The following is an 11,403-nucleotide window of genomic DNA, read 5'->3' as shown; positions in this document are numbered from 1 at the left end:
CTCGTTCCGGCGGCAACATTTGTTCAATGTCACCGCTACGGAAAGCCGCGCCCCGACACGCCCCGTGTCGAAACTAGGTGACCGGACACGGCAGGTCTCCTGACTTCCGGGTCGCCGCTGTTCTTCCGCCTTCCCGAATGCGTCTGCACTCAGTGGCTTAATCGCCTCAGCGATTATGGAAGATAGCTCTCCGGTTACAGTTGCGGGGGCAGTCGCAGAATTGGCCAGATGGCCTCACCGCGTTCCCTTTTCATCCGCCTTTTACAGCGAAACCGTTTCCTGTTTCGAGCGTTAGCAAGGCTGATCCGGATTGGCAATGCGCCAAAAAGGCTTCTCCCTGAATCGCATTCTCAACGAAGCGATTCAGGGCATTGTTTTCAAACATCTTTGATTATCGCAGGAATGCCCGGAAGCGTTGCAGCGCAAAGTAAAACAGCACCGATCCGATCACGATCAGGGCCAGAAATTGCGGCCACACCACGCTGATGCCTGCCCCCCGAAACAGGATTGCCTGCGCCAGGATGACGAAATGCGTGTTGGGCGCCACCAGCATGATGTTCTGGATGATGTCTGGCATGCTTTCCCGCGGGGTCATCCCGCCTGAAAGCACCTGCAAAGGCATCAGAACCAGCATCAGCAACATGCCGAACTGCGGCATGGAACCGGCAACTGTCGCTAGAAAAATACCAAGGCTTGTCGTTGCGAAAAGCTGCAATGCCGCACCAGCCAGAAACAGGAGAACCGACCCGTAAACCGGCACGGCCAGCAGGCCCTGCACGACAAAGATCAGCGCAAAAGCGGAAGCTACCAGCACGACCAGCCCCATGGACCAGACCTTGCTGACCATGATTTCGATAGGCGTGACCGGCATGACGAGCAGATGCTCGATGGTTCCGTGTTCGCGCTCGCGGATCAGCGCAGCACCCGTCAGGATGATCGACAGCATGGTGACCGACGAGATGACATTGTTGATCGCGCCGAACCAGCTCTTGTTCAAATCCTGATTGAAGCGGGATCGCAAATTGAGATCCACCTTCGTATCCGCCGTGCCGCGATAGCGGTTCAAAAACTCGTTCACCTCACCGGAAACGATGGACTGGACATAGCCGCCGCCCGTGAAGGCCTGGCTCATGCGGGTTGCATCCACATTGAGCTGAATGGTCGGTGAGCGCCCGGCCAACAGATCGCGCTGGAAATTCGGCGGAATGTTCAGCGCAAACGTGTCCAGCCCCTCATCCATGCGACTGTCCATTTCGTAGGACGAAATGAGTTTGGGAGGCACGAAATAAGGCGGATAAAAAGCCGCCGTAATACGGCTGGAGACCGGCGACTGGTCTTCATCGACAATGGCGATAGCCGCATTGCTGAGGTTTTCAGGCTGCGCTCGCGCGGACGTATAGACTGCCAGCGTGAACGCATAGACGATCAGGAGCAGAAGCATCGGATCACGGGCGAGGCCGCGCAATTCCTTGATGCCGAGCTGTAGTATGTTGGCTATCCGCATCTCAGCCCGCCTGTTTCTTGAGAAGGAGAATGGCCAGCACCGTCAGTACCGGAATTGCGATCAGCAACGGGATGAACGACCCGGCAAGATCACCGAAATCCAGCGCCTTGGAAAACACCCCGCGCGAGATGGTCACGAAATAGGTCGTGGGATAAATCTTGCCTATGAATGCGCCCGCACCCTGCAATGACGAAACCGGATCGATGATGCCGGAATACTGCACCGCCGGAATGAGCGTCAGCAAGGCAGTGCCAAAAATGGCCGCGATCTGGCTGCTCATGAAGGTGGAAAGCACCAGTCCCATACCGGTCGCGATGATGACATAGAGCAGCGCCGCCGCTGCATAGGTGAGGAAACTCCCCGTAAATGGCACCCGGAAGATGAAGACTGCAAAGGCGGTCAGCATCAGGAAATTGAGGAAGGCGAGCGCGATATAGGGCAATTGCTTGCCAAACAGGAACTCGAACTTGGTCACCGGCGTCACATAGAAATTGATGATCGAGCCAAGTTCCTTTTCGCGCACCACACTCAAAACCGCAAGCATGGCGGGGATCATCAAAAGCAACATCGGAATGACCGCAGGAACCATCGCCACCAGGCTTTGGACGTCGGGATTGTAGCGATAGCGAATTTCCAGATTGAAATTGCCCACCGTCGCCGCATTGCCATAAAGCTCGCGCGCCTTTTGCATCAGCCAATTGGCATGCATGCCCTGTACGTAACCGCGCACCGTTTCAGCACGGGTGGGCATCGCGCCGTCAATCCACGCTGCCACCTCGACAGGCCGCCCATGCGCGATATCGGCACCGAAGCGCGGCGGTATCTCGATGGCAAGGCTGATTTCGCCGTTGCGCATCCGCCGGTCAAGATCGTTATAGTCGGTGATCGGCGGCATCTCGGTAAAATAGCGCGAACCGGCAATCTGCTGCGTATAGTCGCGGCTGACTGTCGTATCATCCCGGTCGAGCACCGCGAATGTCAGGTTTTCAACGTTGAGATTGATGCCGTAACCAATCACGAACATCAAAATCACTGTGCCCAAAATGGCGAGCGTTGCGCGGATCGGATCGCGCTTCAGTTCCAGCGCCTCTCGCCGCGTGTAAGCAAGCATGCGGCGCGGATTGGGAAGCCAGCTTGAAGAAGGCTTGGCGTGGCCGCTCGCAGCCTGAACAGGCGCTGGCATTTCTTCTATGACGGGAACCGCCTGTTGCGGCGTCTCGCCGATGGCTTCGGTGAGATAGGCGATAAAGGCTTCTTCCAGCGTCGCCGCATTGCGGCTTGCCGTGATTGCCTTCGGCGTGTCGCTGATGAGCACCTTGCCCGCATGCATCAATGAAATGCGGTCGCACAGCTCCGCCTCGTTCATGAAGTGGGTCGAGACGAAGATCGTCACATTGTCCTTGCGCGACAAGTCGGCCAGAATTTCCCAGAACGCATCGCGCGCCACCGGGTCCACACCGGAGGTCGGCTCATCGAGAATGAGGATATCCGGCGAATGGATCAGCGCCACCGCCAGAGACAGGCGCTGGCGGATGCCGAGCGGCATGGAATCCGGCAGCTCGTCCATCACTTCGGCCAGATCAAAACGCGCGGAAAGCTCCTTGATGCGCCGCGTTGTCAGTTCCGGCTCCATACCGAACAGCTTGGCGTGAAGCTCCAGATTCTGAAGAACGGTCAGCTCGGAATAGAGCGAAAAGGCCTGCGACATGTAGCCAACGCGCCGCCTGATATCGATATCTTTCGGATCGACCTCGCGCCCGAACAAGCGCGCGATACCCTCGCTTGCAGGTAAAAGGCCAGTCAGCACCTTCATGGTGGTGGACTTGCCGCAACCATTGGAACCCAGAAACCCGAAGATTTCGCCGCGTGGAATGCGGAAGCTCACATTATCGACCGCCGTGAAATTGCCAAACCGAACCGTGACATGTTCGGCTTCAATGGCGATCTCAGCATCAGCACCCGGCGCGCGGGGCGGAATGACGATTTCCTTATGCCCCTGTCGCAATTCTTCCGGCAGCAATGCGATGAAGGCAGCGTCCAGATTGGGCGTGCCTGTGCGCTCCAAAAGTTCCTTCGGCGTACCCGTCGCCAAAATCTGCCCGTCATTCATCGCGACAAGCCAGTCGAAACGCTCCGCTTCTTCCATATAGGCCGTGGCGACGATGACACTCATCCCCGGCCGATCCTTGCGGATATCGTCGATCAGTTCCCAGAACTGGCGACGCGACAAGGGATCAACACCGGTGGTCGGTTCGTCGAGGATCAGAAGGTCAGGATCGTGGATCAGCGAACAGCAGAGGCTCGTCTTCTGCTTCATGCCGCCCGAGAGCTTGCCTGCCGGGCGATCCGCAAAGGGCGACATGCCCGTGCGCGCCAGAAGATCGGCAATGCGCCGCTCCCGCTCCTGCCGGTCATGGCCGAACAGCCTTCCGAAAAAGTCGATATTCTCGAAAACAGAAAGCGTCGGATAAAGGTTCTTGCCGAGGCCTTGCGGCATATAGGCGATACGCGGATAGGCGGATTCGCGATGCTTCCGGTCGGCAATATCGCCGCCAAGCACCTCGATATGTCCTTCCTGCATGCTACGCGCACCCGAAACGAGCGAAAGCAAGCTCGACTTGCCGACACCATCAGGACCGATCAGGCCAATCATGCGCCCGGCAGGAATATCGAGATTAACGTCGCGCAGCGCCTGCGCAGCGCCATAGGACAGCTTTACGCCCTTCGCGCGAACGACAAAGCTGTCGTCTCCCGCCCCAGACTGGACCGAAGCTTCACTCATTTTACGGTTTCCGCGAGGTTCTTCGGCCATTCAGCAGCGGGATCGAGCTTCACATAGGCCATGCCTGGCAGCCCGGTCTTCACCTGCTGGATATATTTCTGAAGCAACTCCGGCGGAATCTTTGCCTTGACGCGGAACATCAGCTTCTGACGTTCCTCTTCGGTTTCAACCGTCTTCGGCGTGAACTGGGCTACATCGGCAACGAAGGAAATCGAGGCGGGAATGACATATTGCGGTGCGGCATCCAGCACGATGCGGGCTTCGGCACCGATTGCGACGCGACCAGCCTGCGCAGTCGGCAGAAAGAACGTCATATAGACATCGCCAAGGTCGACGAGATTGAGCACCCGACCGCCTGCCGAAAGCACTTCGCCGGGCTGGGCAACGCGATACTGCACACGTCCTGCCGTAGGCGCGACCAAGGTTGCGTCGTTGATATCTGCAACGATGCTGGCAATCGCCGCCTTCGCGGCTTCCACCGACGCCTCGGCATCGACAACCTGCGCCTTGGCAGCACTGATGGCAGCCTCGCTGGCCGCAAGCTGCGCCTTCGCAGCCTCGACCGCTGCCTGCGCACCCTGCGCGCTGGCGCGATCATCATCGAGAACCTGTTCGGAAACGGTCCGCGACTGGGTCAAAGCCTGCGAGCGCGCCAAACGCCGCTGAGCCGCGTCAAGCTGCGCATTGCGCTGGGCAACCGTCGCCTGATTCGCCGCAAATTCCGCTTCGCGCTGTGTGACAAGGGCTTGCGCCGTCTCAATACCGATCTGCGCCCGACGTAATTGCGCTTCTGCCTGCGCGCGCTGGCTTTCAAGCTGGTCGGTATCCATACGTGCAAGAATTTCGCCCTGTTTGACGAAAGAGCCCTCATTCGCAAGTATTTCACGGATACGACCGGCGCTTTTCGTCGAAATATCGATTTCAGTGGCTTCGATACGGCCATTGCCAGAGGCAATTCCGTCGGGCAATCCGCTGCCGTTCATGGCCTTCCAGGCATAGTAACCACCGACGGCCAGCGCCGCCACTACTGCAGCCACAATCCATTGCTTGCGGTTGGAACTCATGCGAAACACCCTCTTTGCAATATCTAAAATGCCGGCATTATTTCCGAATTAATTCAAAGCATTGGCAGGCAGTTCTCACCTGTCTGGCTGTTCGCATGCCCACCGCCCCGCTCGATAATAATCGGAGAACCACTTGGTTGAGGATATGGAACAACTGCGCAAGTTGACAACCAGCAAATGCTAATTAACGCATGATAAAGTAAATGCCGTCGCGACCCTGCATACAGGTCCTGATTTTCTATCGCTTTGACCTCAATCAACTGATGCTGAAATACTCGCAACTTCCCAGAAAATTTCTTCTGAATTCAGAGTGAATGAGAAGCGCGGGTGCCGATTTGGTGAAATAGAGGGGTAGCGCCGACAGCACCCGCTGGCTGCCGAAGACGGCGTTACGGAAGATCGCGCTGATATGCGCTCGACAGATGGATGAAAGCCGGGATGCCGTTTAGGGCCTGGGCATCCCGGGTCGCCGATTCTGGTGGAAACCAGCAACGGTAGAAGCAATAGCAATTCTGCGAGAAGCGCACTTTGATCAGGATCAAAGTTGCCCGCAGAAATGCACCATTACTTGCCGCACTTACCCCAGGTCTTTTTCAGGTGATTGGATACGTTTTTCAATTTCGGTTCGGACAGAAACCCTTGTCGAAACAGGATGCTGCCCTTCACTTCTGGCAATGACTGATTGAGCTCCAGCTGGCGCTTGATCTCGCTCAAGCCTCCACCTGCTTGCCAACCCGGTTCCGATGCTGTGGCCGTTCCGGCGCGATAAAGCGCCATGCCGATATAGAGATCGGTCTTCGTGCCGCGAACCGTATCCGCCCACCATTTTACGATTGTATCATAGGGCACCGCCTTACGGTCGAACGACCAGTAAACCTGCGGGGCGATGTAATCGATCAGGCCGTCCTTGACCCAGCGTCTCGTATCGGCAAAGTCGCCGTCATAGTTCGTCTTGCCCGCGCGCGTGGCCGAACCCAATGGATCGTCGGCCTTGTTACGCCAGACACCGCCGGGGCTGATGCCGAAACGCACATTCGGCTTGATCGACTTGATCTTGTCGGAAATCTCCCGAACCAGCGTATAGGTGTTGTAGCGCCGCCAGTCATATTTACTGGCAAAACGGGTGCCGAAACGGGCGTAGGTCTTGTTGTCGTCAAGGGGCGAGGAAGCGGTTTCGTAATAGAAATAATCGTCGAACTGAATCCCATCGACATTGTATTTCTGTACGACCTCGGCGGTTATATTCGTCACCCACTGACGCACGGCAGGAATGCCGGGATCTAGAACATAGCGATCCGCCGACACACCCACCCATGATGGATGGGTCTTGTAGACACTCGACGGCGAATCCTTGGATGAGTTCTTCAGCTCCTTGCGCGTCGATGCCTTGACGTCCATCGAAACCCGATAGGGATTGAGCCATGCATGAAGCTCGATACCGCGCTTGTGCGCCTGCTCAACGGCAAACTGCAACGGGTCGAAGCCCGGATTTTTGCCGAGCGTCCCGGTGAGATAGGACGACCACGGCAGATAGGATGACGCATAAAATGCATCCGCCGCTGGTGATACCTGAAACACCACCGCATTGATTCCGTGTTCCGACGCTTCGTCGAACAGCTTCACCAGTTCCTGTTTTTGTCGGCGGACACGTTCCTCGTCATTCTCGATTTTCGATGACGCGCGCGACGGCCAGTCGAGATTGAGAACGGTCGCGATCCAGCTTGCCTGAAACGCATCACAATGAGAGGGCGTGGGCGGTGATATGTCGAGAGGCATGGGCATTCCGCTTTTGATTTTCCATTTCCAGCCTTATCCGGCGCTCCGAGGCTTGGATATGGTCATTTTAGGCATTAGCTTAGCGCATAATCCGACCGGAGTGAAACGAAGGTCGATAAGATTATGCTTGAAATATAAAGGCTTGGAGCGCCGATCTGATGCAATTAGATTGAAACGCGCTCTAAGCAGAATCTGAAGAAGCGAGGAAACATGTACAACAATATTGTCGCCACGACCGATGGATCGGAATTTGCTGAGCGCGGTCTCGTGCATGCTTTCCAGCTGGCCAAGGCCGTTGGCGCAAAGGTCACGGTCGTGACGGTCACCGCGCCCTATTCCGTTTCCGGCCTGCCGGGCGGCTGGACCGACAGTCCCGCTTTCATCGAACGTTTCGAACAGGAATGGAAAGATTTCGCCGAGACGACGCTGACGCGGGCACGTGAACTGGCAGCGGAAACCAGTACGGAAATCCACACGCTGCATGTGGTTGCCCAGCACCCGGCAACGGCCATTATCGATTCTGCTACGGAACTTGGCAGTGATCTCATCGTCATGGCTTCAAACGGGCGGCGCGGCTTCAAGGGCCTGCTGCTTGGCAGCCAGACCTATGAAGTCGTCACGCGCAGCACCGTTCCGGTGCTCGTCGTTCGATAGGCCCAATCTGATAGAAAATCGCGGCGGTCAGCTTGTCTGGTGACCGCTGGCGCTTTCGACATCAACGCGGAAGAAAACCGGCTCCAGCTTGCGCGTGCCGCCGTCCTTGGTGACTGTCTTCGTATAGGCCGGTTCCCACCATGTCGGTTCTGCGGACATGATGTTGACGATGGCCGCCTTTTCGTCTTCCCGGGCGATTTCGCGATAACGACCGTGCAGCACCACGGTTTTCCATTCGGTACGCGATACAATGTGGTCGAAGAGGATGCAGACAGCATCGTTCTTGCGCATGGCTGCTGTCTTCTGCCCGTCGGTTGTGAAGGAATAGAGCGACCCGCCATTAAACCGGAAGCTCATCGGCACGATAACGGGGCGGTCGTCCAGAATATAAGCCAGCCGCCCCACATGCGAATTCTGAATCATCTCCCGAAGATCGTAGTCCGACATTTCCTTGATCATCATGGCGCGTCGTCTCCTGAAAAAGCTCTCTCAATACTCCTAACACATAGGGCAGCGAGATTGCCTTGACAGCGATCAATGGCGCGAAAGCAATTTGCGTCAGATGAACAGGCGGCCCTCAGCGATCTTGACCGCTGTTCCGCCGATGCGCGCCCCCGTGAGCTTCTGCCCGTTGACGTCGAGTTCAAGACGGATAAGCGACGGACGCCCCATTTCCATGCCCTGCTCGACCCACCATTGCGAACTACCGTCGACCGGCTTGTCGTTCTGCTGGATCATCCCGGCAAAGGCAGCGGCGGCTGAACCGGTCGCCGGATCTTCATAGACATTGGCGCCGGTCACGAACATGCGCGCATGATAATTGCTGTTGAAGAGGATCGTCTCGCGGCAATAGACATAGATCGGCAGCGGGCGACCATCGACATGCGGTAGACTTTCGGTCACATAAACCGGATCAATCGACACCTTGGCCGCAGCGATGAGATTGTGAACCGGCACGAGCAGATAGGGCGTCCCCGCACTCCAGATGCCGGGCACGTGATTCTCGAAACCGATCTCATGGGTTCCAAGCCCGATGGCAGCAGCGGCTTCTTCCTTCTCGACCCGCACGTCGATCTTCTCCGGCAGGCGCGGCAGATCGAACTCGGCAAAAGCACTATTGTCGCCCAGAATGACGCCGCAGCGCACAATGCCAACCTTTTCTTCCAGCGCGACAAGCCGATCAGCCTCGTCGCCCGTATTGCGGCGACGCGCTAGCGAAACGGCTGCGCCCACCGTTGGATGACCGGCGAAAGGCAGTTCGTAGTCGGGGGTAAAAATCCGCACCGCAGCCTCATGGGCGGGATTGGCAGGCGGAAAAATGAAGACCGTCTCGGAGAGATTGAACTCGCGGGCGATGGCCTGCATGCGGGCGTCATTCAGCCCTTCGCAGTCATGGACGACGGCCAACGGATTTCCAGCCAGAGCTTTCTCGGCGAAAACGTCGAAAACCTCATAAAAACGGCCGGAAACAGCGGCTTCACTCATCCCTCATTCTCCCCTCGACACTTTTCCGGAAATCTTCCAGAACCAGTATCTTCAACAATTATATTCAAGCATCACATTTATAGAATTCAGTGCGAGCATAGCCAATTTATCGGCTCTGTCATCAGCAAGTCGGGCATATTTGTTCAATGGCTGAAATGCCAGTCGGCAAAAGCACGAACATAAGACGGCGTTGCATCACCCATCATGCCCGCACCCGTAATAGGAATGATCTCGGCCAGCTCCGGTTCCGCCTGCGAAGCCACGAAATTTTCGATCCCGGAAACCAGCTCCCGCGACGGCGCATCAAACCGGTAACGACGGAACAAAGCAATGCTGCGATTGCCGGTGACCAGATTGAGCTGCGCCTCGCCTTCTGCGTCGGCAAGATCAAGCCCGGTTTCCTCCTGCACCTCGCGCTGCATGTTGGCGACATAATCCACGCGCGCCTCGACAATGTCGTTATCGTCGATTGATCCTGCCGGGAAATAGATGCGACCACCGCCAGCATTTTGCAGACCCATGCGCGCCGCGATCAGGTGGCCCTCGCCTGAAACGATGACGCCCACGCCAAAGATGTGCCACGGACGGATCGGCTCCGGATCGTTACGCCAATGCATCAGCGTCGCAAAGCTGCTGCGCTTGAACCCTGCCTGCAAGACACCATCGGCCAGTATCGCCTCCGGTGCCAGATAGATTTCACCGTCGAACAGGGCTGGTTTTGCAGCCTGTTCACGCTTCCAGTTGAGCGCAATCGTCTGTTCATGCTGCCGGGTATATTCCAGCGGCCCCGGAACGACACGGACATCGACGTCATCGATGACATGAACCGTATTTTCCCGCACATGTTCCATAAGAATTTGGTCCTGCTTCTCAGACAATGTTCAAGGTCACGGCAACCGGGCAATGATCGCTGGCTTTGGGCCGGTCCCAGCCCGTGCGCGGATAGCGTTCCACCTGCTGGTCCGGTGGAAACACCGTGCGCCATGGCTGGCCGCGCCGAACGATCTGCGGCACCGCGCTTTCATTCTTCAAAGCAAAGGATGGTGACGCCAGGATGTAATCAAGCTGACAAAGATGTCGCTCCTGTGGTCCGCGTGTGTGATAGAGCGTCCAGCGATCCATGACCGGGCGGCGCTCCACGAGGTTGACGGCAAAGCCATCACCGAGCAGTACGTCGAGCGCGCTTTCCTCTTCCTCGACCGGCGTAAATTCATAGCCGTTCCATTCATCGCCGCCGATGAGGATGCGCTCGCGATAATCGTTGAAATCGCCACAGATCAGCCAACGCCGATCTGCGGCCTTGGCCGGTCCAAACTTGTCTTCGATGATGCGGCGGATCGCCCGGGCCTCGGCGCGACGTACCGGCAGGGACGCCGTGCGCCCGTCAAAGCCATTGCGCGCACCGGTCATGGATTTGAGATGCGTCACGAAAAGCGACACCGGCTTGCCCGCAATGCGCAAATCCACATTCAGGCAATCCCGCTTGAAAATGCGGTCGTGCGGTTCAATGCCAAGTTCGGCAAGAACAGGCTCGTAGAGTCCAAAATCATTATAGGTCAGATGCGCGTGGCTGGTGACCTCGCCCACCTCGATGGGCTGGCCGTCGCGGGTCGTATCCCGGATCATGACGGCCACGTCGATGCCCCGGCTGTCATTGCCGTCGATCAGATATTTGTGCCGGTAGCCATGGCCGATCATCTTGAAAAGATAGCCATATTCAAAGGCATTGAGCGCGGCCAGATTATCGACTTCCTGCAAACACAAAATGTCAGCGCGGGTTTCGGCGATTGCCAGCGCCGTCATCTGCCTTGTATCGTCGGCATGGGCGACAGCACGCGCCTGTTCCAGCAGACGGTATTGCGCCTCGTCACCGATTTCGAACAATTGCAGGCTGCGGTCCTGATGCAATTCATTGCGGAAGCCGGAAAAATCGAACCGGCGCATCAGATTCTCGACATTGAATGTGGCTATCGTAAACATGTGCGAGCAATCTCGCCACTTGCATCGCGATTGGCAAGGACTTCTTGGCCGCGCCGAGATTTTTCCCCCAAGCGGATGATTTTGGAAGATAAAACACCCATATTGGGTGTATGGCGATAGCGAATGCCCGCACGCCATGCACGAAAGGCAAAGGTCGG

The 11,403-nt window shown here is 57.0% G+C and carries 9 protein-coding genes and 1 riboswitch; of the genes, 1 reads left to right on the top strand and 8 read right to left on the bottom strand.

Features of this window, described 5'->3' with window-relative positions; all coding sequences use genetic code 11:
• Window positions 1-72: 72 nt before the first annotated feature.
• A riboswitch (cobalamin riboswitch) is annotated at window positions 73-292 on the bottom strand.
• A gap of 99 nt (window positions 293-391) precedes the next feature.
• From FHW00_RS05870 to FHW00_RS05855, 4 genes are all read right to left on the bottom strand, one after another.
• Window positions 392-1,504: an ABC transporter permease gene (locus FHW00_RS05870; protein WP_078339353.1), complete on the bottom strand. Its 1,113-nt coding sequence runs from the start codon at window positions 1,502-1,504 to the stop codon at window positions 392-394.
• Window position 1,505: 1 nt separating this feature from the next.
• Complete coding sequence (rbbA, locus tag FHW00_RS05865; RefSeq protein ID WP_445557946.1) at window positions 1,506-4,316, bottom strand: ribosome-associated ATPase/putative transporter RbbA; 2,811 nt, start codon at window positions 4,314-4,316, stop codon at window positions 1,506-1,508.
• The gene (locus tag FHW00_RS05860; protein ID WP_078339355.1) at window positions 4,283-5,350 is read right to left on the bottom strand and encodes an HlyD family secretion protein; all 1,068 of its coding nucleotides are present in this window, start codon (window positions 5,348-5,350) and stop codon (window positions 4,283-4,285) included. Before FHW00_RS05860 ends, rbbA begins: the two co-directional genes overlap by 34 nt.
• A 564-nt stretch (window positions 5,351-5,914) precedes the next feature.
• A complete protein-coding gene (locus FHW00_RS05855; RefSeq protein ID WP_078339423.1) occupies window positions 5,915-7,126 on the bottom strand; it encodes a glycoside hydrolase family 10 protein in 1,212 nt (403 codons plus the stop codon).
• A gap of 210 nt (window positions 7,127-7,336) precedes the next feature.
• Between FHW00_RS05855 and FHW00_RS05850 the strand changes: the two genes are divergently transcribed.
• Window positions 7,337-7,780, top strand: coding sequence for a universal stress protein (locus FHW00_RS05850; RefSeq protein WP_078339356.1), 444 nt, complete (start codon window positions 7,337-7,339; stop codon window positions 7,778-7,780).
• A gap of 27 nt (window positions 7,781-7,807) precedes the next feature.
• Here the strand turns inward: FHW00_RS05850 and FHW00_RS05845 are convergent, their stop codons facing one another.
• The 4 genes from FHW00_RS05845 to FHW00_RS05830 form a co-directional block, all read right to left on the bottom strand.
• The gene (locus tag FHW00_RS05845; RefSeq protein WP_078339357.1) at window positions 7,808-8,242 is read right to left on the bottom strand and encodes a pyridoxamine 5'-phosphate oxidase family protein; all 435 of its coding nucleotides are present in this window, start codon (window positions 8,240-8,242) and stop codon (window positions 7,808-7,810) included.
• 96 nt (window positions 8,243-8,338) lie between these two features.
• Entirely contained in the window at window positions 8,339-9,265 is a 927-nt protein-coding gene (locus tag FHW00_RS05840; protein ID WP_078339358.1) for a PhzF family phenazine biosynthesis protein, read from the bottom strand.
• A 143-nt stretch (window positions 9,266-9,408) separates the two neighbouring features.
• Complete coding sequence (locus FHW00_RS05835; protein ID WP_078339359.1) at window positions 9,409-10,116, bottom strand: NUDIX hydrolase; 708 nt, start codon at window positions 10,114-10,116, stop codon at window positions 9,409-9,411.
• A gap of 19 nt (window positions 10,117-10,135) precedes the next feature.
• Window positions 10,136-11,245 (bottom strand): endonuclease/exonuclease/phosphatase family protein, encoded by a 1,110-nt coding sequence (locus FHW00_RS05830; protein ID WP_078339360.1) that lies wholly within the window; start codon window positions 11,243-11,245, stop codon window positions 10,136-10,138.
• Window positions 11,246-11,403 lie beyond the last annotated feature (158 nt).

Origin of the sequence: Ochrobactrum sp. P6BSIII, from assembly GCF_014138065.1 — a bacterium.
Classification (GTDB): Bacteria; Pseudomonadota; Alphaproteobacteria; order Rhizobiales; family Rhizobiaceae; genus Brucella.
The sequence above is the reverse complement of the archived record's forward strand: the minus strand, read 5'-3'. Positions and strand labels throughout refer to the sequence as shown.

Coding starts and splice junctions, on each gene's coding strand:
- FHW00_RS05870 (WP_078339353.1), bottom strand. CDS start 1,504: ATGCGGATAGCCAACATACTACAGCTCGGCATCAAGGAATTGCGCGGC.
- rbbA (WP_445557946.1), bottom strand. CDS start 4,316: ATGGCCGAAGAACCTCGCGGAAACCGTAAAATGAGTGAAGCTTCGGTC.
- FHW00_RS05860 (WP_078339355.1), bottom strand. CDS start 5,350: ATGAGTTCCAACCGCAAGCAATGGATTGTGGCTGCAGTAGTGGCGGCG.
- FHW00_RS05855 (WP_078339423.1), bottom strand. CDS start 7,126: ATGCCTCTCGACATATCACCGCCCACGCCCTCTCATTGTGATGCGTTT.
- FHW00_RS05850 (WP_078339356.1), top strand. CDS start 7,337: ATGTACAACAATATTGTCGCCACGACCGATGGATCGGAATTTGCTGAG.
- FHW00_RS05845 (WP_078339357.1), bottom strand. CDS start 8,242: ATGATGATCAAGGAAATGTCGGACTACGATCTTCGGGAGATGATTCAG.
- FHW00_RS05840 (WP_078339358.1), bottom strand. CDS start 9,265: ATGAGTGAAGCCGCTGTTTCCGGCCGTTTTTATGAGGTTTTCGACGTT.
- FHW00_RS05835 (WP_078339359.1), bottom strand. CDS start 10,116: ATGGAACATGTGCGGGAAAATACGGTTCATGTCATCGATGACGTCGAT.
- FHW00_RS05830 (WP_078339360.1), bottom strand. CDS start 11,245: ATGTTTACGATAGCCACATTCAATGTCGAGAATCTGATGCGCCGGTTC.